Raw genomic sequence first — 23,796 nt, 5'->3', positions numbered from 1 at the left:
TAGGGTCGTGACCAGGCCCTCCGAGGCCCCGGCAGCTCAAATGCCGGGGACTCGGAGGGCCGTCTGCGTGGGGCAGGCGGTCAGGGACGGGCGGGCAGCGCGCTGCTGTCCTGACCGAGGTGCTGGCGCAGCCAGGCGACGGCGGCCGGGGTCATCGCGCCGGTGTCCGGCTCGCTGAGCGGCGCGGTGTCGATGTCGCGCATCGCGTCCGTGGCCGGGAGCAGCCGCATGTAGACGGGGTCGATCCCGGCGCGGGCCCGGTTGCCGCTCAGCTCCGTCAGGTCGTAGAGGACCTTGCGGGTGTCGGCGTGGATCCAGGACCGCTCCACCCGGCCGACGAAGGTGTGGCCGGGAAGCCCGAGCCAGAACCGTTCGACGTCGCGGAACAGGACGATGTCGCCCTTGGTGTAGGTGGTCTGGGGGCGCGTGGCCTGCGTCTGCTGCTGGGTCACGTGGTCTCCTCACATCGCGTACACCGGCCCGAGGGCCGGAGCGTCCGGACTGTCCGGCTCCCAGTCACCGCCCGACCCGGCCGCCAGGTTCAGCGGTCGGTGCAGCCGTCAGGCCACGACCGTGAGGTGACGGTGCGGGGCGACGACCTGGCCGTCAGGGAGCAGCTCGCCGGTGTCGTCGAAGACCAGGACGCCGTTGCACAGCAAGCTCCAGCCCTGCTCCGGGTGGCTGGCCACGGCGTGCGCGGCCTCCCGGTCCGAGCTGGTGGCCGACGGGCACTTCGGCGTGTGCGTGCACAGCGAGTCCGGCAGCGTGGTGCCGGCCGCCGTCGTCGCGGTGTCGAGCTGGGCGGTGCTGTCCATGGGGACTCCTGCGGGGAGGACGATCCCGGGACCTTCCCGGGCGGAAGACGTGCGAAAAGCCGGCCGCCCGTGGTGCGGGCGGACGGCCTGGTGGAACAGCGTCGTGCGGGCGGGGAGTTGGGGTTCCGCCCCGTCCTGCGGGTCAGATCCGCTTCTTCTGCTGAGCGAGGTAGGCGTCCTGGAGTCGCTTGAACGACTCCTGCAGACGCTTGCCGACCTCGCACCGCACGTCCGGCGAGCACTCAGTGCAGGTCTCACCGTGCGCGCGGTTGGCAGTGTCGGCCCTCATGTAGCGGGTGAGTAGATCGTCGGGCACGACGATCACCCGCGGTTCCGGCAGGCGTCGCAAACGCCCCCGGACCAGCCCTCGAATCGTCCACCGCACTCGGAGCACTGGCCGGTCACGGCCAGGACCAGGCGTAAGACGGCGGTTAAGCGCCTACGGGTGGCCCTCTTCATACCGTCACCCCGCGTTCCGGGCGCGGTCACGGGCGGCGCGGCGCTTCATCGAGCGCCGTTCGTTCTCGGACAGCCCGCCCCAGACGCCGTCGTTCTGTCCGGACTCCAGCGCCCACTGGAGGCACTGGTCCATGACCGGGCAGCGGCGGCAGACGGACTTGGCCTCCTCGATCTGCAGGAGCGCCGGCCCCACGTTGCCGATCGGGAAGAACAGTTCGGGGTCCTCTTCGCGGCAGACCGCGTTGTGACGCCAGTCCATTACTTCACCCCTCCGGTCGCCGCAGCCTCACGGACCAGGTAGTCCGAGGTCGTCCACACGGAGCCGATCGCGAAGGGCTCGGCACCGGGCCGCAGCACGTCCTTCACGACCAGGGCCCACTGCGCGCCCCGGCGCCCCAGCAACTCACGAGCACGCTGCGGGTCGCGGATCACCGCGAGGACCTCGAAGGCGCCGTCGACGTTCTGGTAGATGGAGCCCGGTGTGCGAGGGCCGATCTGGTCGTCGACGACCCGGCGGAGGGCTTCGAGGATCATCGGGTCGGGTTCGGCGGCGGGCGCCGGGAGTGTCATGCTGGTCTGCACAGGTCCTCCAGTCAGGTCCTGGACAGCCCCGGGGGGTTCCAAGTCGCCGGGGCTGTCGTCGTTTTGGCTGGTCGTACGAGCAGCCACGGCCCCGGCCTCCCCGATCGCTCGGGATGGCCGGGGCCGTGGTCGTTCGTGCGTAGTTGGGGTCAGGCACCGATCCGGAGCGGCTGCAGCGGCACCTGGGGGCCGCGGTAGTCGGAGACCGTGTCGGCCACGCGGACCCGGCAGGAGTTGTTGGCCTCTTCGACCGTCGTCCCGCTGCGCTTGGCCGTCGCCTTCACGTTCTCCGTGGCCGCGCTGTGCGTAGCCCACGTCCTGGTCGACCGGTGGCGAGCGAGCAGCGCGTCGACGCGGGCCTCACGCTGACGGAGCGGCTCGGCGCGCTTCAGCTGCTCGTACAGCTTGGCGAGCCGGGCGCCGTCGGCGCAGCGGTGGGTGCCGCCGCAGTGGCCGGCCACGGTGCTGTTCCGGCACTTCTTGAGGTGCTCGCGGTAGGCAGTGAGAGCATCGTCCGCGCTCGCGGGCTCCGGGGTCATCTTCGTGACGGGCTTGGCCGGGGCCGGAAGCGGCTTGTAGTGCTGGCGGGCCGAACGGCGGCCGCTGGCCTCCGGACCGCCCACCTCCATGCGTCCCTGCCACGCCTTGACCAGGACGTCGATGCTGACCAGACGGTTACTGCCCTGGCAGCGCACCGCCACGTCCTTCCCGGCGACGCCGGTGTCGTGCGGAACGAGCTTCCGCTTCTTGGCGCTGAGTCCCGTGATCGGCACCCACGTCTTGCAGTCGGGGCAGATCAGCGACGCGCAGGAGGGGTGCAGGTCGTACTGGTGAGGCTTGAGGCTGGAGACGGCGAGTGCCGGGCGGGGGTTGATGTTCCGGGAGCGGGTCCGGCTCTTGCGGAGGCGGGCGGTGGACTCAGGCGTCGAAGCCGGCACGTGAACTCCTTATGGACGGAGAGGACGGAATGCGTCGCGATGCTCTCTCCGCCCTCCAGGCCGCACGGCAAGGCCGGCGTCCCGCAGGACAGACAGCGCACTGCGCTGCGAGGTGCACACAAGTCGTCGTGCGGTCAGGCCCGGGGGAGTTTGGTGAAGCTCTCTGAAACCCCGGCCACCCCGAGAGGCGGACGACTACCTGCGGTCGTACTGATGCGGAGGGCTTTAGCGCCGTTCGCAGACACAACAATGAAGTCTTCTAGAAGACATGTCAAGGTCTTCTAGAATGTGGTTGACTGTTTGGCACAGCCGAGTCGAGAGGAGTCGCCATGCCAGCCCCGGCTCCGAAGCCGCCAAAGTGGCGACAGATCGCAGATGAGATCGCGAGAAAGATCGAGAACGGCGACTACGGCCCTGGCGACCGGCTTCCGTCGGTCCAGGCCCTTGTCGCCGAAGGCAAGGGAGCAACAGCGACGGTCCATCGCGCCTACCAAGCTCTGGAGGCTGAGGGGCTGATTCGCACGACACAGGGCAGCGGCACCACTGTGCTGAGCCCCAGCGACATCCCTCCGTCGATCCTCACCGGCGCCGCACGTTTGGAGCGTCTTCGCCGCACTGGCAGGCCGCTGGCTCCCCGGGAAACCTACGTGAATTCTCGCTCCGTACTGCGCTCGTGCGCGGATCCCGAGGTTGCGAACCTCCTCAAGATCGACCTGTACGACGAGATCGTGCTGCGGAGCCGAACCTTTATGCAGGACGGCAAACCGACGGTCTTGGCTCTGAACATGATTCACATGCGGGCTCTGGGCCCTCTGCCGGAGCTGCTCGACGCGGGACCGATGCCGAAGTTCCGGCACGACCTGTACACCGAGCGCACCGGCAAGACGATCACCGCGGGGCCGGAGCAGAGCACCGCGCGGCTTGCTTCCAACAACGAACTCGATGAGTTCGGCATCGACGTGCCGCCAGACGTTCCTATCCCAGTACTCGTTCTGCGGACTCTCTACTCCGATGACGAAGGCCCGCTGGAGGTGTGGGAGGACATTCTCCGTCCTGGAGTGTGGCATGGCGGCCGCTCCTGACGCCTGGTGAATAGCCACTGATCTGCCCCCTCCAAGACCTTCGCTTTGTGGGGGCAATCACACCCGGATGGGGCTCTCAGGAACATCACGAAGAGCTCGTCACTTCCGTGCACGAGTTCCTCAACGCGTTTTCAACGAGTAACTACACACAGCTTTTCGGGGCCCGCGCTTAGGCTCCGGATCATGGTGAAGACGGAGGCTGACGGGGTGGGTAAGCGCGCTGGGTGGCGCCCGGACAAGCTCAGGGAGCACCGGGAACGGCACGGGCTGACGCTCGAGGAAGCCGGTGAGCGGCTGCGGCTGGTTGCTGAGCAGGCCGGGCTGAAAGATGTGCCGGCCGCGAATCCTCAGACGCTGTCGCAGCACGAGACGGGTGAGAGCTACCCGGGGCCGCCGTACCGCCGGGCCTATTGCCTGCTGTACGGGGCGACGGAGCCGTCGTTGGGCTTCCGGCCGGCACTGCCGGGGGAGGAGACGAAGTTCGAGGTCACCCCGCTGCCTGAACAGCGCAATGGTCTGCACGTCATAGCTGTCGAGCGGGCGTTGACGCGGATCGCGGACGGGGACGGCTTCGACAGCTACAGCTGGCAGCAGCGAGTGATGGAGGCGTGGAAGCGGCGTCGTACCGGCGGCGATCCTCACAAGCCGTGTGTGGTGCTGGTGGGCGGGTTCGCTGGCTCAGGGAAGACCGAGTTCGCCAGGTTCCTTACGCAGTTGACGGGCTGGCCGCTGGTTGACAAGGACCCGCTGACCCGTCCCTTGGTGGAGCCGCTGCTGACCGCTCTGGGGTCGCAGGCACACGACCGGCACACCGACTTGTATCGCGAGCGGGTCCGGCCCGCTGAGTACGCCGCGCTGATGCAGGCCGTCTACTCGAACGTGTCGTGCGGCATCAGTACCGTGGTCACCGCGCCGTTCATCGCCGAGCTCACGGACCAGGAGTGGATGGAGCGCCTGATCAACAAGTGCGCGTCGCATGGCGTTGATGTCGCGCCGATCTGGGTGCAGTGCGATGTGGAGTCGATGCACGAGTACATCTCGCACCGCGGCGCGGCTCGGGACGCCTGGAAATTGGAGCGGTGGGAGGAGTACATCGCCACCGTCGACGTGAATCTCCGTCCGTCCGTCCCACATCTCGTGGTGGACAACCGGATGGGCGCCGCGATCTCGCTGGCCGATCAAGCTCGCCAGGCGATCGGGACGGTGGCGGTATGAAGCACGGTGTCGTCCTCTACGGGCCGCCGGCCGTGGGCAAAGACACGGTCACCCGGGCCCTGGCGCAACTTTCCTCTCAGTACAGGCAGTTTGAGCGCCTGAAGGTCGGTTCGGGCAAGAGCCACGGCTACCGGATGGGGACCGCCGAGCAGCTGCTCGCGCTGGAAGCCGCGGGCGACGTCGTCTATGCGAACCGGCGGTACGGCAACACCTATGCAATCGACCGGCCCGGGCTCGCCTCGGCGTTCGCGAACGGGGTGCCGGTGCTGCACCTCGGGCAGATTGACGGCGTCTGCGCGGTGGTCGGCGGCTATCCGGCCGTCTGGTCGACGGTGCTGCTGTGGTGCCCGAAGGAGATGACCGCGAACCGGTCCGAAGCGCGGGGTGACCGCGACACCGCTGCGCGGCTGGCGGCGTGGGAGGCGACCTGGCAGGACCTGGAGGCGCACCCAGACATGGTCTGGGACCTCACCGTGGACACCTCGGCGGTCTCCCCGCAGGAGCCGGCGCGGCTCATCGACCAGCTGCTGGTGCAGCGGGTGGGAGCGGCGTCGGCATGAGCGCGGGCTACGGCTGGGCGAGCCTGTCGAGGGCGTCGGTGAGCGTGAGCTCGCCGTCGTCCTTGGCGTCGTTCCACCGTGCCAGCGTGGACGCGGCCGCGCGCAGCATCTCCGGGGGGAGGCCGACCGCGGCGAGCGTGTCGGCGACCTCATCCATTTCCGGGCCCCAGCGCCAGGCGCGGGCCGCGGTCTTGGCGATGTACTCGGGCTCGGCGAGGTACGAGTCGCTGCGCCGGGCTGCCACCTGGAGGAGCTCCTGGTCTACGCCGTACGCGTGGGCGAGGCCGACCGAGAGCGCCACGAGCACACGGCTCGTCTTCTGGAAGCTGGCGTACGACAGTTTCAGCGCGGACGCCTTCCCGACCTCCGCGCCCAGGATCCCCGTCTGCACATCGGTACCCGCGAACAGAGCGTCGACCTCGGTGACCGCGGCAGCGGGGCCGGACAGGACCAGGGTCGGGCTCTTGCCGCCCACGGGTGGGGAGCCGATGACCCCTCCGTCTACGACGGTCGCCGTGGCCCCGAGCAGCTCGGCGATCCGCACGGTCCGCTCGGGGTTGATGGCGTTCGCCTCCACGTACACCCCGGTGAAGCCGTGCTCGGCGACCTCGTGGGCCAGGTCCTCGGCGGCGGCCGGCGGGCAGAGGCTGAGGACGATGTCGCTGCGGTCCAGCAGCTCGGTCAGCGTGGTCACCCCGGTCAGGGCGAACCGCTCGGCGCGCGCGATGGTCGCGGGGCTGCGCCCAGCTTCGCACCACAGGACCGAGGAGGCGTGCGTCGCGGTGCAGGCGGCGACGGCGGCGCCCATGCTGCCGGGGTGGAGGATGCCGACGGTGGGCTGGTCCACGGTGTTAGTGCCTCTCGCTGAGCAGGATGGTGATGGCGTCGGTGACGTCGTCGACGGTGTGGTGCGGGGCCGGGAGGGTGTCGGGCCAGGGGCGGCCGCGCAGCCAGATGGTGCGCAGGCCGGCCTGGTGGCCGCCGCCGATGTCCGCGGCGGGGTTGTCGCCGATCATCCAGCCGCCGGCGAGGGACAGGCCGCAGCGCGCGGCCGCGAGTTCGAAGAGCTGCCGGTCGGGTTTGCGGATCTCCAGGTCGCCCGAGACCGCGATGCCGTGGACCAAGCCGGTGATGCCGGTCGCGGCGAGTTTGGCGCGCTGGGTGTCGGAGGACCCGTTCGTGACGATGCCGATCGTCCAGGCGGCGCCCCGGAGTTCGGCGAGGCCTTCGAGGACCGCGGGACGGCACGTGACGGCGGCCGCGATCCGGTCGACGTACTCCTGCCACAGCCCCTCGGCGGACTCGGTCAGGCCGTAGACGGTGCGCAGCTCGGCGAAGTCACTCGGGTTCGCCCGGTCGGCGAGCCGGGCGAGCAGCCACTGTTCGGCCGGGGTACCGAGGTCGTGGTTGCGGCACAGGGCAGCGACGGCGTCGCTGTAGGCGGCCTGACGGTCGACCAGCGTGCCGTCCAGATCGAAGAGGGCGAGGCGCTGCTGCACGTCAGCGAGCGTATCGACGGCGTCGGACGGACTGCGTCGGCGCCCGCTTCCTGGACGGCTGGGTGTTGGCTCGGCCCGTACGGCGGGCCGGTTCAGCAAGTTGTTTCCCTTCCGGCGGGATTCGCGGTGGTAGTCATGCAAACTCCCTTGGATTCGGGGCCGGTCCCTGTTCGGATCAGGAGTACGTGCCACGTGGTCAATGCAGGTGATCATCGTTGGCTGCGAACTGGGCTGGAAGGGGCCTCGCCATGATGTGCCGTCAGCGGCCGACCGGCTTTGCGACACGTACAGACCTGGGGCACCCGGAATTCAGCAGGAACGGTAGGGTGATCCTCAGCGTTGATCAAAAAAAGTGGCCCCGTCGACCGGCCTTGGACAAGCCGGGAGGGGCCACGTGGCCGACGGACCTTGTAGTGGGGGTCCGAAAGCCTGCCGAGCACCCTTTTCGCGAGAAGGAAGGTGCCGACGTGATCAGGGTACCCGTACCCGTCACCCGACACACCGCACCCCGCCGTGGGGTCAGCAGCCATGCCGGTTGCTGGTCCGTCGACGGGGCGTTCGTGCTGTCCGCGGGCACCCCGGTTCACCCCTCTGCTGAGGAGGTCCGGATGACGTAGGTCGTTCGGGGGCGGCGCCTGCGATGCAGGTCTTCTGGCCGCCCCGGGCGTCTGCCCGGTGATTTGCCCGTCACCAGGTTCCACGCCCATCTGCTCTCCGTGAGGTTTGCCGACCTCTTGGAGGAGCTGCCCGCCCCGGTTGCCGCCGGCTGCGAGCGGTTCGATCTCGGTTCTCACCAGAACCCGAAGCACCTCAAGAGGCGCTTCGTCATGACCGCCTTCAACGAAGGAGGACGTCGTCATTCTGCACGACTGCTTGGGCTTTCGCCAGCCCACATACACCCGCTTTACCCCCATTTGGGCGTCTGCGAAGTCGCGTCTTGACGGATTTCACAGCCCGATTCGTGCCGTAAGTCCGGCGGAACAGCAAGTTCTTCACACGCTTCGCGTGGCGACGGCCGCCTGCTCTCTGCCTCAGCAGTCTGTTGTCCACAGGCCCGCCTCCGCGCAGCGGAATCTGTCCACAGACCACCCGGGTGACGATCTCCGGATGATCTCTTTGGACGTACTGGTAGGGGAGGGGCAGTGAGTGTGGTCGCGGCGTCGGCTGCTATCCCCGCTGCCCGCTCCGGGTTCGTCGACACCCCCCGTGGTGATGTTCCGCATCGTCGGCTGCGGTCGGTGCCCGCGCAGGCAGGCCCGGTGCCGGTGCGCGGTCCGGCGCACCCGCTGGCGCTGGGACGGGATGCCCGGGCCCGGCTGGGCGGTGCGGTGCGGGCGCTGCTGGATGCCCCCGGCCTGGACGGCATGACCGACGCGGTGCGTCTCGCGGTGATCGTGTTGGCGTCGCGCACGCCGTATGAGTCGGGTGTGGTGGAGATCCGTACGCCGGAGCTGGCGCGGTGGCTGGGGCTGTCCGCCTCGTACGTCGCCTCGGAAGTGGTGTCAGGTCTGCGCCGGTCCGGGGTGGTCTGCGTGGAGACGGCGGAAGGCGAGTCCGGCCAGGACATCGGGCTGAAGTGCAAGGTGCTGCCGATGTGGGCCGCGCACGGCGTGGTCGGGCATCCGCTGGCCCTGGCGAAGCAGGAACTGGCGACGCTGCTGCGGCTGCTCGAGGCCGTGATGGCGCCGGGCTGGGCGCACCGGGACGGCCGGGTGACTCCGGCCGGGCTGCTCGGGCCGCGCACGGGCCGGGCGGCGGCGACGGACCGGCTCGCGCTGCTGCTGCTGGTGCTGGAGGCCCGGGAGACCGGTCGGGTGCGGCAGTGCGGCGGGACGGTGGACACCCGACGGGGTCGGGCGGCGGCGACGGTGGCCCGGCTGCTGGGCTGCACGGCATCGGCGGGCGAGCGGGTACTGGAGCGCCTGGAGGACCAGGACCTGGTGGTACGGGTCCGGGTGCGAACGGCATCCGGGCTGCGACACCGGTCCCGGCTGGTGGTGCCGGCGGTCGCGGCCGCCCACGGCCGGGACGGGATCGCCGACGCCCGGGAGGACCGTCTGGAGGCTGTCGAGCCCGCGTTTTCAGACCCCGCGCTTGCAGCAGGGGGTAGTGGGACCTCCGAGCCGGAGGCAGATCTGCAGGTCGGCGAGATGCCGGTGCCCGGTGAGGCTGATGTGGCAGACCCCGCGCTGACGGCAGCCCTTCACGCTGATCACCCTCCCGTGGCTGTTCCCGTCCTGTCTGCTGCTCTTTCTGGTGGGTGTTCCGGCGAAGGCCGTGGTGCGGACGGCCGTCGGCCGGAGGGCGCGTGCGCGCGCGAGGATCAGGCCGTCGACGGCGAGGTTGACGTCCGGCCGTCGCCTGACCGTGGCGCGGGCGACCCGCTGCGCGGGGAACAGCGGCAGGAGTCCGAGTCGATGAGCAGCAAGAACGCCGGGTGCGGGCCGGTGGCCGGCAAGCCGGTGCGGGTCGTGGCCGGGGCGGGTCAGGGCAGGCAGCAGGGAGGGAGAACGGCTCTGCCGGCGGAGGATCTGCGGGTGGTCTTGGCGCCGGTCTCTCTGGTGTGGGGGCGTCTGGAGCGTCCCGCCGCCCGCCGCCTGGTGGAGGCCGCCGCCCGCTCCGAGCTGGCCACGCTGAGCGGGTTCGTCGGCCGGGATGATGCGCCGCAGGTCCTCGCCGACCGGGTCGCCAGGCGCCTGTCCGAACAGCTGCTGCGGGGCGGTCCGGTCAAGGACCCGGTGGGCTGGCTGATCAGCAAGGCGCTGCCCCAGCGGCAGGAGTGCGGTGACGCGCTGTGCGATGACCGCATGCTGCTCGACTCGGGCGGGGACTGCCCGCGGTGCGAGGACCGGCAGGCCAACAGCCTTGCCCGGCGCCGTGCGGTCGCGGCCGCCGTCGACGACGCGATGCCGTACGCCACGGCGGAGGAACGCCGCGCGGCGGTCGACCGCCAGCTTCACGAGGACGTGACCGCCCAGGCGTGGGCCCGCGAATACCGGTGGGAGCAGGTCAGGGCCCGGCAGGCGGCGGCCGCCAAGGCCCGTGCCGCGGCGGCGGCCGCGCACCCGTCCCTCGAGGAGCTGGCCGGCTCGCAGGCGCCGGCCGTGCTGCCCACTCCGCGCCCGGCACCCGCCGTGCCCGCACCGCGGGACGTCGCTGTCGACCAGGAGCTGGTCCTCGAGGACCTGACCCGCGAGCAGGTCCTGGACTGGCGCACCCGCGCCGCACACGACCACCAGGTCGTGTTCGACCACATCGACCGCTACGGCGAGACGTCAGCACAGCGCCTGTTCACCAGGGAGTTCGTCGCGACGGTGCAGCGCCTGTCCCGCCTCGGGCACCTGAATCTCGGCTACACCCCCTGGGGGTCGGCATGAGCGGCGACGTGTCCGGCGTCGACCTGGCCCGGGTCGCGCTGCGCGCCGCGCTGGAGGCGGCGCGCAAGAACGGAGGCAACATCCGTACGGCGAAGCCGAAGCCGCGGACGACGTCGGCCATCCGGCGCGACGGGCGCGCGAGCTCAAGGCCCGCACGTTCCCCGAGCCCGAGGCCATGCCCGACGATGCGCCGGCCGCGCTCGCGACGGCCCGTGCCCGGCGCCGTGAGGGCGAGGCCTCTCGGATGGCGGCCCTGCGCCGGGCCCGTGAAGAGCGAGCGGAACGAAATGCTGGCGCGGTGGCCGGCGCTGGTCCGGTGCAGCACCGGAGCACGGCGTGAGGGCGGGACGACAGCGGTGAGTCAGGGACCGTGCCAGGTCCGGGAAGTTGGCGTGCGAGTAGTTCGTGCAGGCGAGGCGCCCGCTGTGGTTAATGTCAGGAGAGTGACGATAGTCAGACCGTGCCACCGTTCCAGGCAGTGAGCCCGTATCGGTACGGTGTCCACCCCGTGATAGGGCCCCGTGTGTCGCTCGTACGGGGCCCAGGGAGTTGCCCATTGGGCAAAAATGATCACGGCCAAGTGGGTAGACGCCCCTCGAGCTACGGCCGCTGAACACCCCTCATAGCGTCGAGCAGTTCCAGGGACCGCGGCGTGCGGCCCATGAGCAGCGTGAAGGAGATCAACCCGACGAGCCCGAACAGCATCGGCAGGGCTCCGTCGGGGACACCGAGGAACGCTCCTGCAACCCCGATTGCGATGGTGAGGCACCCGGCGATAGCGAGACGCAGCGGTTCACGGCTCCGCTCGGGCACCAGGCCGGTCAACTCGCTCTCTTCAAGGAGTCGCCCCCAGCGGCAGTCAACGTACGCCTCGCAGATCCTCATCGCCATGTTGCCGAGTTCCGTGAATGCTGCCTCGGGGGAAACGTCGATCTGAAGACTTGCCCTGTGGACAGCCGCGGCGACCAGGGCAGCGTGGTCGCGTGCCGCCTTCGTGCGCGGCGACCTTCTTGGGAATAGGGCCCTGTCACCTGAGTTTTTCAGCAACTCCTCGGCGAGGCGGGATACGGCGAGGTCAACACGCTTGAGGTGTTCTTTCTTGCGACTGGGGATGTTTTGTTTTGCCGCAGCGCAGAAAATTGCCACCAGCGCACAAGCGTAGGGTACTGAGCTATAGCCAGGCCGGTCAGGGGGAATTTTGAAGCGATGCCTAGGGGATGCCACTTCGAGCAGAATCGTAGCGAACAATAACAAAAAGCCAACATACGAGACGTCTGAAAATAATCCTTCATCCGGGGGAGTAGACCTGAACACCGAAATCGCGGGGTTCGCAGAGAATTCAGGCCACCATTCAAATGCCGAGCTGTAGGCGTGACGCAGGAGCGGTGCAGCATACGGCGTAAAAGTCAGCAGCATCCCCAGCGCCGCCACCTCTGCAAGACGGCACCGGATGACTTTTTGATGGAGCCTCTCCCTGTACGCATCCAGTCGAATAGCATCTAATACGTGAGATGAAATACTGAACGCTGTTCCGGCAAGTTCAGCCATGGCGTATTGGAAAGTCGTGGTGGTAGTCCACGCGGCTGCATTGAGCTCCTCTGGCCAATTGCGCTCTAACCACTGGGCTAGCTTTGAATCAGCCCAGCGAATGTAGCTCCACACGTCGCCTCTCCTGGTGTCATCTGCGTAGGTGGGTAGCACCGTACCGAGGACTGGGAACGCCCCTGAGGTTGTGGATGTGCTTGTTACACAACTGCCGGTGAGATCTCAGCGGCCGAAGGTGCGTCGTTGTTCCGCGTGTTCGGCGATGGCCCGCCCAAGCGCAAAGCGCGTGTAGTCGGGCCAGTACCGGTCCTGGAAGCACAGGGTGGCATCCGTGGCCTGGTAGAGCAGGAAGCTGACAGGCGGCGCTCGCCGCTGGTGCGGATGATCAGGTCAGGGTCGGGCAGGCCTGCCGTGGACAGGTACCGCTCGACGGCTCGTCGTAGTCCGGGGCGCTCAGGGCGCGGGTGGCGGCCTGGCGGACGTCCTAGCCGATGCCCAGACAGACCGTCATCCCCGGCCGATCGTCGGTGGTCTGCTCGGCGCGGCGTATCGCGGCCGCGAGGCGCGGCGGGAGCAGAGTGCAGGGGCTCGTGGTGGTCAGTACGCGGAGCGGGCCGGTAGAGGCTACGGCTTCGAGGAGGTCGGCCAGGACGTCGACTTCGCCGGCGTCGCGCCGGAAGTTCCGGTCGGACATCAGGAACACGCTGGCGGTCTGGACGCCGAGGGTCCGGCAGTGGTCGACGACCTGGTGGACGACGGCCGCGCCCTGCCGGATGCCTTCTTCGACGGTGGTGCCGTGGGGGCGCCGTCGCCGAGCCTCTGCCCCCGGGGCGTAGCGTCCTCTCCGTCTGGCCCGTCACCCACCTTTCCGCCTGGTGACAGGCCAGACGCCTGCTCAGCGGGCGAGGGTGACGGTGATGGACTGGTCGGGGCAGGCGGCGAGGCGCTCAGCCAGGGCGGTCCGCTCGGCGGGGTCGACGGTCAGCTGGTAGCGGGTTTTGTCGGCGACCCAGTTGGTGACGTATGTGCACCAGTAGCCGGCGTACGGGGGGAGCCATTCGGTCGGGTCCTTGTCGGCCTTCGACCGGTTCGAGGCGGCGGACACCGCGATCAGCGCGCGCGGGTCGTCGAGGTCGTTGGCATAGGCCTCGCGCTCCTTCGGTGTCCAGGCGGAGGCGCCAGAGTCCCAACTCTCGGCGAGCGGGACGAGGTGGTCAACGTCAAGTTTGCGGGCACTGTCGAGGTACTGGTCGTCGTACGGGGAGTACCAGCTGCCCCCGGTCAGTAGGCACTTCGCGTCGACGTCCGGGGCGGTGACGGCTTCCTCCAGGAGGACTTCGGCGCGGGTATTGCAGCCGTCCTTGTCGGCGTCCGTCCAATGGCGGAACTTGTCCCGGGAGTACCCAGTGCGGTTTTCGTCCGCCACGGTCAGCGCGGCCAGGGCATCGCGGACCGGGAGGATGATGGTCTCGCCGGGCGCGTGCCGCTGCAGCGGGGGAGCGGCGACGGCGGCTTGGGTTGTGGTGGGGATGAGCAGGGTGGTGAGCGCGAACAGCGCAGTGACGAGGGTGCGTCGGGTGTGGGCGAGGCGCACGGACCGGTTTCCTCTCGAGGATCACAAGTGGTCGTGATCTTCGTAGCGGCCGGGGCGGCGCCGTGTCGGCTGCTCGGCAACGGGTTCACCCGCTCGGCGAACTAGTCACACCATCAGCGGGGACGGCCCGTGCCTGGGTGGGCAGGCGCGGGCTGCAGGACGGGCTCATACCCGGCGGGGGAGCGCAGGCCGGGAGGGGCGGGGACGCCGCGGGATACCCCAGCCTCAATTCGGCAGACAGTCATACAGTCACTTTTAGTGAAGCTCAGGGGCGTGCACGGGATGCTTGCACGCCGACTCGTGCCGGGCGTGCGCCGGGTGACGGACCTGGTGTGATGCAGAACACCGTCGGGATGCGCAGGCATGTTCGCGGTGTCCCCCGGTCGTGTTCGGCCTGGTCAGGAAGCTACCGAGGGTGACTAGCAGCGCTTGTTGAAGGTTGCAGCATGCGGTGAGGGCGGAACGCTCGGTGATTTTTTCTATGGGCCATGAGTGATCCGTCCCGCGAATCACTTAGGTAGGTGGCAGGCCCAACGGGCCGTCGGCGCGCACGAGTTGGCGCCGGTCCAGCCGACCCTCGATGGAGAGGAAGAGCCTGCCCATGTGCCGTTCCGCCGGGAGGCCCGCGTGAGTCACGACGACGCCCAGGAGGACGCCCCAGCCTCCGACCAGGGTGCGGGGCTGTCACAGTCCATGTACCAGCCGCTGGACCTGCCGCTGGACTTCGAGGCCTTCTACCTCGGCCACCAGGAACCGTTCCACGCCTACGCGGAGGCCCACTTCGGTACCCGCGAGGTGGCCGAAGAGGTCATACACGAGGTGTTCCTGCAGATCCTCGCGGGCTGGACGCAACTGCTGAGCTCGGGCTCCCTCGAACAGGGCGCCTGGGCGATCATGCGGCGGGCCGTGCACGACCGTCTCGAACGCGAGGGCCGCGCACCGGCGTTCGTCATCAACGGGCCCATCGCACAGGCGCTGGCACCGGCGCTCGCAACGGCCCGGGACAAGCTCCACAAGATGGAGTCGGCCAGCGGTGTGTACGAGGCGATCGCGGAACTGCCCAACCGGCAGTTCGAGGTGATCGTGCTGCGCTACATCCTCGGCTACCCCGTCGCCAAAATCGCCTGGTACGTCGGCATCGACGACCGCACCGTCGGCCACCACCTGCGCCGCGGCAAGGAACGCCTGCGCCTCAAACTCGGCCTGCCCGACGACCGCAAGAAGACCCAGCAGAAGGGGGAACGAAAGTGACCACCACAACCCTGGATGCCCTGCTCGACGAGATCCGGCTGCCCGTCACCGTCCCGCGCCGGTTCGACGTCGCCGCCGGGCTGCGCCGGCTCGCCGCCGACGCCCGCCGCCCCACCCCGACCACGGACATCGCCCGCGCGGCGCAGGCCGGCCAGCGCCTGGGCGTGGTGTGCCGGTGGGTCCTCAACGAGCCGGCCGTCGCCGACCACGTCGCCAAGATCGCCGAAGGCCCCGCCCACGGACCCCTGACGGAAGACCACCTGGACGTCGACGGCGCGCTCGCCTTCGCCTGCCTGCTCTACCTCACCCGCCACCCCGAGTCCGCCCAGTTCTGGTGGCAGCTCGCCGCGGGCGCCGGCAGCCGTGCCGCCGCCTACTGCCTGCACCTGCACCACCTGGCGCTCGGCGAGTCCAAGAGGTCCTGGCACTGGTTCTACCAGCTCACCCACTCCATGGCCGACTCCACGCCGCCCGATGCCGCGTTCCTCGAAGGCCTCGAGCTGTTCGCCCGCTACGTCCGTTCCAACGGCTCCCGCGCGCTGGCACCCACCGGCCGCCTGGAGCACGAGGTCGACCGGCTCGCCGCACGGGCACCCGGCCGCTCCGTGATCGTGGCCCGCCCCGACCGGCAACTGGTCGACGAACTGCAAGAGTTCGCCGCTGGCCGCTGAACCGGCGCGCAGTACGAGAAGAAGGAGGGGAGTCCCGTTTCCGGCCACCGGTTCCGAGGCCACCGGCCGGGCGGACTCCCCACCACGACGCCACACGAAAGGGACGCCTTCCATGCACCCTAGCCCCCAGCCACCCTCGCCACGCAAGAACCAGCGCACCGCCCCGGCCCGCATCCTGCACGGCACCCGCCGTACCGAATCCGACGTCATCGGCCTGGTGGTCTTCCTGGCCTGCCCCAAACCCTGCTGCGATCCGTGCCCCCAGATCACGCCGATGCACGCGCCTGCCATCTCTGTTCGAGGGGCGAGCGATGCGGACACACTTCGACAGGCCGCCCGACCGCGCAGCGTCAAGGCGATGCGACTTCCTCGGCCGTGACCCGTGGACGTGGCCACAGGAACCTTCCAGCGGCCACGTCCGCTTCTGCGACCGGCGAGCAATTTCACTTCGCCGTCATGTCGTACGGCGTGAGTGTCGCTGTGGCAGGGTGGTGGTGCTGGCCTGTCGCTTTCCCCCGTAGCGGCGGGCCAGACCTTCACCCCCGGATGCTGGCGATCACAGCGCCCCTCGTGTGTGACCCGCTTCACTTTTTGCGTGCGGGCGCTCTTCGGGCTCTAGGTAGGCATGACGGAAAGCCCCCCTCAGCCCGACCGGACAGATCCGGTTCCTGAACCGGCCTCGGGCTCGGAACACAGCGAGACAGCTGGCTTAGTGCTGGTGATCAACATCGTTCTGGAAGGTCTCGGGACCTTGTACGCGACCACCAATTCGCTGGCCCTCACGCTCGCTTCCGCTGCACTGGTCTTGCTGATTGTGGTCATGAAGCGCAGGAACGAGCGTGATGCGCGCCTGGGCCGGAGAGGCGATCGGAGTGGACAGTGAGCCCGACGGCTTCGCGGCCTTCTTCGAGAGCCACTACCCCCGGGTGATCGCCATGCTGATCGCCCATCGGGGCTTCGCTGAGGTGATTGCACAGGACGCCGCCGCCGAAGCGATGACGAGGCTGGTGGAGCACTGGGCGAAAGTGGCGGCACCTCAGGCCTGGGTCCGAACGGTCGCGTTCCGGGTGGCCTGTCAACTGGCGAAAGACCGGCAGTCAGGGCTGCCCGAAGGGGAACTCGCTGATCGCGGATCGACGCAGGACCTCATCGCGGTAGAGCTCGCACTGGTCGCAGGAAGCGCGATCGCGGCTCTGCCCCGGCGCCAGCAGCAGGTCATGACGCTGACGCTGGTCGACATGACGCCTTCGGAGATCGCGGAGGCCCTCGGATGCACCCCCGCACAGGCGAGGGCCAACCTCACCCACGCGCGCCGAGCCCTGAGAAACGCCATGCGGATGGACAGGGAGGCATGAAGATGGAACCGACCCCCATCAGGGCGCCCGAGTCGGTCGATCAGGGTGCCGCCTACGACCGGCTCGTCGAACGGTATTCCGCACCCGAGACCTTGTCCGCTGCACTCGAACGAGTCACAGCCGAAGCCCGCCGCCGGGCCGCAGACCGGGAAGCGGCAGGGGACGCTGCGGATGCCGGCCGCGAGAGAGACCCGTACGGCGACCGCCCTCGTCTGCAGAGCCTGCAAGGCAGTGGAGCAGCCGACACCAAGGCCTACCCCGCATCCCGGGCAGCACTTGCAGCTGCTGTTACCGGAACAGGTCGCACACCCGGCCCCGCGAGCATCGCACCGGATTTCACGACCGACCGACCCGCACGCGAGCTGCGGCGTTACCAGCTGGCCATCGAAGCGCTCATCACCACTGTCGCCGAGCCTTCCCAGTGGGCAGGGATGCTGCCGGAGCATCAGCGGATCGGCAACCTGTGCCGGGAGAGCAAGTCCGTCGCGGAGATCGCGGCGCTCCTGCGCATGCCCCTTGGAGTGGCCCGCATCCTGGTAGCAGATCTCGTGGAAGGTGGATTCCTTGATGTTCACGCGCCGATGGCCACCGAGGCCGGGAACATCCCCGATGTGACCCTCCTTGAAAGGGTGCTCAGCGGACTACGCAAGCTGTAGCCGGCTCAAGCACCGCGCACGGGCCCTGGTTGTCCGCCCGGATCCGGCGCCGATGAAGGCGGCGCCGGACGGGGAACGGGGCGTGCCCGTCGTTCGCGGGTGCCTCACTCGCAGCCAGAAGTCTCGGTGGCCGCGGTGGCGGCGTGGGCGGTGGTGGGGGTGAGCAGGGCGAGCGGCGCGAACAGCGCGGCGATCAGGGAGCGTCAGGTACGGACGAGGCGCACAGCCGGGGCTGCGTTTCGAAGATCACAAACAGGTTGGGATCTTCGTAGTGGTCCGGGCGTCGCTGCGGAGGGCGATCGGTCGCGGGTTCATCCGCTCGGCGAACTAGTCAGACCATCAGTGGAGGCAGCCGAACAGGCCGTGAGGCCGCCGACCCGCCAACGGCCATCGCCCCCAACTGCTGGGCGTGTCGCGGCCGTCCGAGTACGGCGCCGACTCCGGTCGGCGCGTGCTGCGGCGGCACGGGATAGCGCGGGGTGCGGAGCAACCGGCTGGAGATGGAGGGCAGTTGGGTGGGATGTGGGTGTGTGCGGTGACTGAGAGCACCCGGAGGACGACATTCCCCTTGAGATTTGGGCATCCTTTTGTCGGATATGCGCTCTAAGGCGGGGTGGCGCAAGGTGGCGCTTGGCGCGGGAGCGGCCAGAGTGCATATGCAGTTGGGCTGCGCCAGGCAGACTTCCGCACGGGAACAAGCCGCGATGGGGCCGTCCCGAGCCGTTCCTGCTGTGCGTGGACGTCGCCGTCATGGCAGCTTCGCGCATGCCAAGCGGCAGATTTCTGTACCGCCGACTCTCACGAGGAGCGAGGCGCACACCGATGACGTGCGCCGATCCAGCCATGTCGACATCCCTTATCCATGACGTCAGCGCCCAGTACATCGCTGCCGTGATGTTCGCTCTCACGGCAGCCATCGCTGGCGCTGTCCGTACCGCCTGGCGCCGTAGGCGCCGCCGTCAGGGGCGGGAGCGGGCCGTATGGCCGCAGCAGCCAGCCGTCTTAGCTGTCCAGGCACAGGCCGAGCGAGATCCCGCGCCACTTCAGGCGCCGGACACGTCATCCTCGAGACGACGTGAGGAGTCGTCATGAGGACGACATCCAACTCCGGAGACCGGCGCCCGGACACGCAGCACAACCGGGACCAGGCATGGGTGCGGCTCACCCAGGCTCCCTCGGGCGGCCGCCGGCTCCCCTCGCGCAGCGGCGGCTCGCCGGGGCGGCTGATGGACATCGCCCGGAACTACGACCGCATCTGTCAGCGGGCCGAGGGCGCCCTACTGCCCGACGCCACCGACGCCGACGTGCTCGCCGCGCTTCTGGTCATCAGGATGCTGCGCGAGAAGCTTGACCATGACGAACTCAAACTCACCTCGCTCGCCCGCAGCAAAAAGATCACGTGGGCGCGCATCGCCCAATGGCAGGAACTCAGCGGGCGCCAGGCGGCAGAACGACGACACCTCCAGCTCAGCCGGGCCTATACCCGACCAGACGGCACGGTTCCGCGCACCCAGAGCGAGCGCGTCGAACAGGCCCGCGAGCGACGCAGCCGGCGCGCCGAACGGGAGTGGGCACGCCAGCATGCGCAGCGGATCCGCCGCATTGCAGCTCAACTGGCCGCTGTCGGTGACCTCCAGGGACGTGTCGACCGATCGCAGGAGGCACGGGTCATCCTGGCGGTCCGCGGTTCCGAAACCAAGGGCACCCCTGAACCGGTCCCGCTTGTGTGGCCAACCGCTCTGCGGGACTGCGTTGCCGAGGACGAGCGGTTCCGCAACGCCCCGCCCGAGCCCCCTGACGACGGCGACCCGGACGGGCCGGACTGGCACCGGCAGCAACAGGAAGCCGACATCCTGCACCGCCTGCTCGGTCTGGTCAGGTACGCGGCGAACCCGCGCAACATTGATCTGTCCGACCTCCCCCACCTGGCCGACGCCATCAGTGACCTTCACCGCGACTCGCAGTAGCAAGCCAAGACCCATCGACCACCAAGTCCGGGCGCTCGCCAGTCCCGGAGATGAAGTGGACTGGCAGGCCACCCAGCCGGCAGCGTAGTGGTGCCAGCCGTCACCGCTCCGCGACCGGTCTACCGGCGGTAGAATCGGCCGTATGAGCAAGCCGACCAGCATCAAGACCAGCGAGGAAGTACGCGACCGCCTGCGCGTTCTCGCTGACGAGCGCGGCACAACCATCACGGAACTGCTGGAAGAACTCGCCGCCCGCGAGCTCACGGCAGCCGAGCGGGAGCAGCGGGCTGCCGAGGCGGCCCGTGAGCTCGGCATCGAGTACACCGGCCAAGTCCAGCGGGCCGGCCAGGACGCCTGGGCGAGGATTCGGGCCCATCAGGGCGACGCCGCCGCATGAACCTGACGGCTGTACTGGACCACACCGCTCTGGCCGCCCTGTTCCGTGCGGATCCCTTCTTCACCGGCCTCTACATCGAGGCCTCGCGCGGTACCGGACGGGTGATCATTCCCTCCCTGTCGGTGCTGGCCGCTGAGCGGCAGGTTGCCGGCGCGGGCAGGCACGCGGCGTCCCTGCGGTTCGCGGAGCACGTGCCGTTCAGCGCAGCGCACGCTGTGGACGCGATGGACTGGACGCATGCTGACTGGCCGGTGGCGCACGCCGCGGCTATCGCCTGGCAAGCCGTGAAGGCGGGCGACCCGTTCACGGTCCTGTCCCTGGAGCCCGAACTGTATGCGGGCACCGGCATTACTCCACTGAACCCAACTTGACCTGGCCTGACGGCCGTTTCCATTCATGATGGCTGGAGTCTCAAGTGCCTGAGGACACCATGGCCGCTTTCACCGACTCCCTCGCCGACGCCGTCGGAGCGCCGGGGGACCGGCCGATCGCGCAGCGTCTGGACAAGATGGAACGGGTCCTGTTCGCTCTCGCACGTGCGCAGGGCCTCGACCCGGACGCCCTCTGAACCTGCCCCGCATACGGCTGCGGCCCCGAATACCGAGGTGTTCGGGGCCGCAGCCGTTGTAGCTGGTCAGACCATCTCTGGGTGCAGCGCCGCAGCAGTGGCGTCGAGGGCCTGGCGGTGGCGGCGGGCCACGGTGTCCGTGCTGAGTAGGAGTCCGTCGGGGGTGCAGTGGGGCAAGGGCGGACTGAGCAGTCGGATCGGTTCATCCACAGCCCCTCGGGGCCGCGGCCGCGTGAGGGCGCCCGCCGGCGGCCGTACGGCCGCCGGCCAGCACAGGCAAGGAACGAGGACCGTAGCTGCCGCGTCTTTTGATGCGTGACCGAACCGGTGGTGTACGGCCGGGCCTCCCGGATCAGTCGGTACCGCTGTCTGGCACCACCTTGTGCTATCGACTACCGCCACCATAAACCGGTGGCTAAGCTGCAACCATGTCTGTCACCACCATGACCCTGCGCATCCCCGAGGAACTCGCACCCTCGATCAAGGCAGCTGCCCTGGAGGCCGGCATGAGCGTGAACGCGTATGTGGTGCGTGCCGCCCGCCGCGCTGCCACCCTCGATGCCGCGCGCCAGCTGGCCGCGCTCGGTCTCGGCGATGACCTGGCGGGCGAGGGCGACACCCTGTGAACCGTGGTGAGATCTGGGCACTCCCCGACGGCCGCAACGTCCTGATCATCAGCCTGACCGGGCTGGAAGAGACGTACGGCGCCGTCCTCGTGATCGTGCTGCACGAAAGCGGCCGGTTCCCGGACACGGCCATGTCGGTGGTGATTGGCGATCCGCTCCCGTGCACCGCGGTCGCCGTCAACATCGTGCAGCTCAGGGTCAACCGGTTCGAGGGGGCGAAGCTTCTGGGCCCCGTCGCCGCTGAGGCCATGGCCCGGGTGGACCAGGCCCTGCGCGCCGTCCAGGACCTCTAGATGTGCTGTCGTATGAGGTTGGTGCCGCCTCAGCGGCTGGAGGCGGCACGGCGGCGGACGGTGTCCGGGTGGGTTCAGCCTGCTCCCGTTCGGGACAGCGGGGGGCAACAGGCGGTCACCTGTAGTCGTTGACGACCATCCAGTCAGGTTCGGACAGGCCGGGCAACTGGTGGTAGCCGAGGGCGTGGACGGCGGTGTTGAGCTGCCGCTTCCAGTCGGCGATGTGTTCGCTGATGACGCTGCTTGTGACGTTCGTCCTGAACGTGCCGGCGGCGATGTGTTCGCAGCGTGTGGTGAGGAACAGGTGGTCGCCGGTCAGGGTTTCGGCCGTCAGGCAGCGGACGTCGGGGCACTGCTCCTTCCACGCGCGGAGTGCGTCTTCCACGCGGTCGGCTTCGTCGCCGATGTCGGTCCTGGCGGGGAGCGGGATGTGGACGCCGTAGGCGAGGAAGGTGGTGGTTTCGGTGCTCATCGCGTTCTCCTTGGGCAGGAGTCGTCTTCATGACTCGACTTTGAGTTGCTCTCGGTAGGCGGCGATCATGTCGTGGATCTTCTGCCGCGACTTGCCCAGCTCCCGAGCGATCTCGGCCTGGGTCCAGTCACCGCTGTCGACGGCTTCGGCCAAGGCCGCGCCGCGCTCGAAGGCGAGCGCGGCCTTGGCTCCGTCGATGAGCGAGGGGCATTGCCGGGCCCGTTCGACGGGGGGCAGCGCAGCAAGCTGCTGGAGCGAGGCGATGAGGTCGTTCAGTGCGGCCGTCATGATTGGTCCTTCGAACGGGAGGGGGCCGGCTTCCCGGCCCCCTGGGGTTGGTCTACTTCATGAACTCGGCGAATCCGCTCTGTCGGCCTTCGGGGAGTAACCGGCCGGTCCGCCGGTAGCTGAGCTCCAGCTTGTGAGTGCTGTCGTAGCGGGCGGCCCACTCGTTGAACATCTCGTAGGCGGTGTCCTCGTCGACGTCGAAGTAGAAGCGCTTGACCGGGGTCTTGTCGGAGTTCTTGATCTCGATCTGGTAGGTGGTCATCTCGCTGCCCTCTCTGCTGTTGTCGTCCTTACACAAATGACTGTACCTCCCTAGGGGGGTACAGTCAACCCTAGGGGGGTACAGTCATTAAGATTTTTAGTCCGGTCCCCTGACCAGTGCTTTCCCTGCCCCGGGCTGCCGCCTGAACCATGCGACACCGGCCGGGATTCTGGTGCCCCCACTTGCTCAACCCGTTACAGGACTCGCAAGGGACTCCACCTGGCACTCGGCATGGCCCAGCAGCAGGTCACGTCCTGCCTGACCTGCTTGGACCGGTCATTGTCAGTGCCTGGGTGCACGCTGAAACTGATGGGCACTCAGAGCTGGTCCCTTGATGGGCTGATATGGCCGGGCATCCCAACGCCCCGCTGACGTCAGAAGGGCGTCGCCGATTATGTGAGCGCGTGGACACCGGGCGTCCGATCGCGCACGTCGCGGCGGAAGCCGGAATCTCCCGCCGCTGCCTGGCCAAGTGGTACGCCCGATGGCGGGCGCACGGCGAGAACGGCCTGCTCGACCACTCCTCCCGGCCCGCCACGAGCCCGGCCCGCACCGCGGAGGACATCGTGGACCTGGTGGAAGCGCTGCGGCGGCAGACCAAGCACGGGCCCGCGCCACTCGCTGCCGACCTTCAACGGCTGCACGGCGTCACGGTCGCGCCGGCCACCGTGCACCGCATCCTCGTGCGGCGAGGACTCAACCGGCTCCGCGACCTGGACCCGTCCACCGGCGAGCAGCTGCGCGAGGTCATCCGTTATGAACACGACCGGGTCGGCGACATGGTCCACGTCGACATCAAGAAGCTCGGACGCATCCCCGAAGGCGGCGGCTGGCGCATGCACGGCGTGGGCACCGACGCCGCCCGCGCCTCCAAACGCACCGGTCCCGGCACCGGGAAGGTCGGCTACACCTACCTGCACTCCGCGCTGGACGACCATTCCCGGCTCGCCTACACCGAGGCTCTGGAGGACGAAAAGGCCGTGACCGCGGTCGCCTTCTGGCACCGTGCCGTCGCCTTCTTCGCCGCCCACGGCATCGCGCCGATCCATCGCGTCCTCACCGACAACGGCTCCTGCTACCGCTCCCGGACCTGGGCCGACGCACTCGCCGCGGCGGGCACAAAGCACAAGCGCACGAGGCCCTACACGCCACGGACGAACGGGAAGGTCGAACGCTATAACGGCACGCTGGCCCGGGAATGGGCCTATGTCCGGGACTACACCTCCGAGCATGAACGCCGCGTCTCGCTCGCCAACTTCCTCAACTACTACAACCACGAGCGGCCGCACGCCGTCCTGGGCGGGAAGCCGCCGATCAGCCGGAC

General features: G+C 68.9%; 28 protein-coding genes and 3 pseudogenes. 15 read left to right on the top strand and 16 right to left on the bottom strand.

Annotation, left to right across the window (positions count from 1 at the left end):
- Nucleotides 1-80 precede the first annotated feature (80 nt).
- The 6 genes from AB0D59_RS47440 to AB0D59_RS47415 all read right to left on the bottom strand — a co-directional run bounded on the left by AB0D59_RS47440 (nucleotide 81) and on the right by AB0D59_RS47415 (nucleotide 2,794).
- On the bottom strand, nucleotides 81-452 hold the full coding sequence (locus tag AB0D59_RS47440) for a hypothetical protein (protein WP_362578195.1): 372 nt from the start codon (nucleotides 450-452) through the stop codon (nucleotides 81-83).
- Nucleotides 453-560: 108 nt separating this feature from the next.
- A complete protein-coding gene (locus AB0D59_RS47435) occupies nucleotides 561-752 on the bottom strand; it encodes a DUF5999 family protein (RefSeq protein WP_362578290.1) in 192 nt (63 codons plus the stop codon).
- Nucleotides 753-957: 205 nt separating this feature from the next.
- Nucleotides 958-1,104 (bottom strand): hypothetical protein, encoded by a 147-nt coding sequence (locus AB0D59_RS47430; RefSeq protein WP_362578193.1) that lies wholly within the window; start codon nucleotides 1,102-1,104, stop codon nucleotides 958-960.
- Between the two features lie 174 nt (nucleotides 1,105-1,278).
- Nucleotides 1,279-1,533 (bottom strand): WhiB family transcriptional regulator, encoded by a 255-nt coding sequence (locus tag AB0D59_RS47425; protein ID WP_362578191.1) that lies wholly within the window; start codon nucleotides 1,531-1,533, stop codon nucleotides 1,279-1,281.
- Nucleotides 1,533-1,844, bottom strand: coding sequence for a hypothetical protein (locus AB0D59_RS47420; protein ID WP_362578189.1), 312 nt, complete (start codon nucleotides 1,842-1,844; stop codon nucleotides 1,533-1,535). Before AB0D59_RS47420 ends, AB0D59_RS47425 begins: the two co-directional genes overlap by 1 nt.
- Before the next feature lie 161 nt (nucleotides 1,845-2,005).
- Nucleotides 2,006-2,794, bottom strand: coding sequence for a hypothetical protein (locus tag AB0D59_RS47415; protein WP_362578187.1), 789 nt, complete (start codon nucleotides 2,792-2,794; stop codon nucleotides 2,006-2,008).
- Between the two features lie 329 nt (nucleotides 2,795-3,123).
- Here AB0D59_RS47415 and AB0D59_RS47410 point away from each other — a divergent pair, with 329 nt between their 5' ends.
- The 3 genes from AB0D59_RS47410 to AB0D59_RS47400 all read left to right on the top strand — a co-directional run bounded on the left by AB0D59_RS47410 (nucleotide 3,124) and on the right by AB0D59_RS47400 (nucleotide 5,651).
- Nucleotides 3,124-3,876, top strand: a complete 753-nt coding sequence (locus AB0D59_RS47410; RefSeq protein WP_362578186.1) for a GntR family transcriptional regulator — start codon at nucleotides 3,124-3,126, stop codon at nucleotides 3,874-3,876.
- Between the two features lie 183 nt (nucleotides 3,877-4,059).
- On the top strand, nucleotides 4,060-5,091 hold the full coding sequence (locus AB0D59_RS47405) for an AAA family ATPase (protein ID WP_362578184.1): 1,032 nt from the start codon (nucleotides 4,060-4,062) through the stop codon (nucleotides 5,089-5,091).
- On the top strand, nucleotides 5,088-5,651 hold the full coding sequence (locus AB0D59_RS47400; protein ID WP_362578182.1) for a guanylate kinase: 564 nt from the start codon (nucleotides 5,088-5,090) through the stop codon (nucleotides 5,649-5,651). The genes AB0D59_RS47405 and AB0D59_RS47400 overlap by 4 nt, the downstream gene beginning before the upstream one ends.
- A 7-nt stretch (nucleotides 5,652-5,658) precedes the next feature.
- Here the strand turns inward: AB0D59_RS47400 and AB0D59_RS47395 are convergent, their stop codons facing one another.
- Both AB0D59_RS47395 and AB0D59_RS47390 read right to left on the bottom strand, forming a co-directional pair.
- Complete coding sequence (locus AB0D59_RS47395) at nucleotides 5,659-6,498, bottom strand: DUF1932 domain-containing protein (RefSeq protein WP_362578180.1); 840 nt, start codon at nucleotides 6,496-6,498, stop codon at nucleotides 5,659-5,661.
- Nucleotides 6,499-6,502: 4 nt separating this feature from the next.
- Nucleotides 6,503-7,150 (bottom strand): HAD family hydrolase, encoded by a 648-nt coding sequence (locus tag AB0D59_RS47390; RefSeq protein WP_362578179.1) that lies wholly within the window; start codon nucleotides 7,148-7,150, stop codon nucleotides 6,503-6,505.
- Between the two features lie 1,238 nt (nucleotides 7,151-8,388).
- On the opposite strand from AB0D59_RS47390, the gene AB0D59_RS47385 reads away from it, so the two are divergent.
- On the top strand, nucleotides 8,389-10,527 hold the full coding sequence (locus tag AB0D59_RS47385) for a hypothetical protein (RefSeq protein WP_362578177.1): 2,139 nt from the start codon (nucleotides 8,389-8,391) through the stop codon (nucleotides 10,525-10,527).
- Between the two features lie 600 nt (nucleotides 10,528-11,127).
- Here AB0D59_RS47385 and AB0D59_RS47380 read toward each other — a convergent pair.
- The 5 genes and pseudogenes from AB0D59_RS47380 to AB0D59_RS47360 all read right to left on the bottom strand — a co-directional run bounded on the left by AB0D59_RS47380 (nucleotide 11,128) and on the right by AB0D59_RS47360 (nucleotide 13,564).
- Nucleotides 11,128-12,189, bottom strand: a complete 1,062-nt coding sequence (locus AB0D59_RS47380; protein WP_362578175.1) for a hypothetical protein — start codon at nucleotides 12,187-12,189, stop codon at nucleotides 11,128-11,130.
- A 105-nt stretch (nucleotides 12,190-12,294) separates the two neighbouring features.
- Nucleotides 12,295-12,420 carry an undecaprenyl diphosphate synthase family protein gene (locus AB0D59_RS47375; protein WP_362578287.1) on the bottom strand — a complete coding sequence of 42 codons (126 nt, stop codon included), beginning with the start codon at nucleotides 12,418-12,420 and terminating at the stop codon, nucleotides 12,295-12,297.
- Nucleotides 12,421-12,437: 17 nt separating this feature from the next.
- Nucleotides 12,438-12,575: pseudogene (locus tag AB0D59_RS47370) on the bottom strand (hypothetical protein); the annotation flags it as partial.
- Nucleotides 12,557-12,862, bottom strand: a pseudogene (locus tag AB0D59_RS47365) (undecaprenyl diphosphate synthase family protein); the annotation flags it as partial. The pseudogenes AB0D59_RS47365 and AB0D59_RS47370, both read right to left, overlap by 19 nt.
- A 105-nt stretch (nucleotides 12,863-12,967) precedes the next feature.
- Complete coding sequence (locus tag AB0D59_RS47360) at nucleotides 12,968-13,564, bottom strand: HNH endonuclease family protein (protein WP_362578284.1); 597 nt, start codon at nucleotides 13,562-13,564, stop codon at nucleotides 12,968-12,970.
- 729 nt (nucleotides 13,565-14,293) lie between these two features.
- On the opposite strand from AB0D59_RS47360, the gene AB0D59_RS47355 reads away from it, so the two are divergent.
- The 10 genes from AB0D59_RS47355 (at nucleotide 14,294) to AB0D59_RS47310 (ending at nucleotide 21,450) form a co-directional block, all read left to right on the top strand.
- Nucleotides 14,294-14,917 (top strand): sigma-70 family RNA polymerase sigma factor, encoded by a 624-nt coding sequence (locus AB0D59_RS47355; protein WP_362578173.1) that lies wholly within the window; start codon nucleotides 14,294-14,296, stop codon nucleotides 14,915-14,917.
- On the top strand, nucleotides 14,914-15,588 hold the full coding sequence (locus AB0D59_RS47350; protein ID WP_362578172.1) for a hypothetical protein: 675 nt from the start codon (nucleotides 14,914-14,916) through the stop codon (nucleotides 15,586-15,588). The genes AB0D59_RS47355 and AB0D59_RS47350 overlap by 4 nt, the downstream gene beginning before the upstream one ends.
- Nucleotides 15,589-16,430: 842 nt before the next feature.
- The gene (locus AB0D59_RS47345; protein WP_362578170.1) at nucleotides 16,431-16,943 is read left to right on the top strand and encodes a sigma-70 family RNA polymerase sigma factor; all 513 of its coding nucleotides are present in this window, start codon (nucleotides 16,431-16,433) and stop codon (nucleotides 16,941-16,943) included.
- Nucleotides 16,940-17,599 carry a DUF742 domain-containing protein gene (locus AB0D59_RS47340; RefSeq protein ID WP_362578168.1) on the top strand — a complete coding sequence of 220 codons (660 nt, stop codon included), beginning with the start codon at nucleotides 16,940-16,942 and terminating at the stop codon, nucleotides 17,597-17,599. Before AB0D59_RS47345 ends, AB0D59_RS47340 begins: the two co-directional genes overlap by 4 nt.
- 1,154 nt (nucleotides 17,600-18,753) lie before the next feature.
- Entirely contained in the window at nucleotides 18,754-19,566 is an 813-nt protein-coding gene (locus AB0D59_RS47335) for a hypothetical protein (RefSeq protein ID WP_362578167.1), read from the top strand.
- A gap of 142 nt (nucleotides 19,567-19,708) precedes the next feature.
- Nucleotides 19,709-19,963 (top strand): hypothetical protein, encoded by a 255-nt coding sequence (locus tag AB0D59_RS47330; protein ID WP_362578165.1) that lies wholly within the window; start codon nucleotides 19,709-19,711, stop codon nucleotides 19,961-19,963.
- On the top strand, nucleotides 19,960-20,334 hold the full coding sequence (locus AB0D59_RS47325) for a PIN domain-containing protein (protein WP_362578163.1): 375 nt from the start codon (nucleotides 19,960-19,962) through the stop codon (nucleotides 20,332-20,334). Before AB0D59_RS47330 ends, AB0D59_RS47325 begins: the two co-directional genes overlap by 4 nt.
- A gap of 44 nt (nucleotides 20,335-20,378) precedes the next feature.
- Entirely contained in the window at nucleotides 20,379-20,531 is a 153-nt protein-coding gene (locus tag AB0D59_RS47320) for a hypothetical protein (protein ID WP_362578161.1), read from the top strand.
- Nucleotides 20,532-20,959: 428 nt separating this feature from the next.
- Nucleotides 20,960-21,157, top strand: a complete 198-nt coding sequence (locus AB0D59_RS47315; protein ID WP_362578159.1) for a toxin-antitoxin system HicB family antitoxin — start codon at nucleotides 20,960-20,962, stop codon at nucleotides 21,155-21,157.
- Nucleotides 21,154-21,450 carry a hypothetical protein gene (locus AB0D59_RS47310; RefSeq protein ID WP_362578157.1) on the top strand — a complete coding sequence of 99 codons (297 nt, stop codon included), beginning with the start codon at nucleotides 21,154-21,156 and terminating at the stop codon, nucleotides 21,448-21,450. Before AB0D59_RS47315 ends, AB0D59_RS47310 begins: the two co-directional genes overlap by 4 nt.
- Nucleotides 21,451-21,565: 115 nt before the next feature.
- On the opposite strand, the gene AB0D59_RS47305 is transcribed toward AB0D59_RS47310, so the two are convergent.
- Genes AB0D59_RS47305 through AB0D59_RS47295 form a run of 3 tightly spaced genes read right to left on the bottom strand, consistent with a single transcriptional unit; the run spans nucleotide 21,566 to nucleotide 22,508 of the window.
- The gene (locus AB0D59_RS47305) at nucleotides 21,566-21,922 is read right to left on the bottom strand and encodes a hypothetical protein (protein ID WP_362578155.1); all 357 of its coding nucleotides are present in this window, start codon (nucleotides 21,920-21,922) and stop codon (nucleotides 21,566-21,568) included.
- Nucleotides 21,923-21,949: 27 nt separating this feature from the next.
- Nucleotides 21,950-22,210, bottom strand: a complete 261-nt coding sequence (locus AB0D59_RS47300) for a hypothetical protein (RefSeq protein WP_362578153.1) — start codon at nucleotides 22,208-22,210, stop codon at nucleotides 21,950-21,952.
- 52 nt (nucleotides 22,211-22,262) lie between these two features.
- On the bottom strand, nucleotides 22,263-22,508 hold the full coding sequence (locus AB0D59_RS47295) for a hypothetical protein (RefSeq protein ID WP_362578152.1): 246 nt from the start codon (nucleotides 22,506-22,508) through the stop codon (nucleotides 22,263-22,265).
- A gap of 308 nt (nucleotides 22,509-22,816) precedes the next feature.
- On the opposite strand from AB0D59_RS47295, the pseudogene AB0D59_RS47290 reads away from it, so the two are divergent.
- Nucleotides 22,817-23,794: pseudogene (locus AB0D59_RS47290) on the top strand (IS481 family transposase); the annotation flags it as partial.
- Nucleotides 23,795-23,796 lie beyond the last annotated feature (2 nt).

Source organism: Streptomyces sp. NPDC048417 (assembly GCF_040651615.1).
In the GTDB taxonomy this organism is placed as follows: domain Bacteria; phylum Actinomycetota; class Actinomycetes; order Streptomycetales; family Streptomycetaceae; genus Streptomyces.
This window is presented reverse-complemented; position numbering and strand designations above follow the sequence as displayed.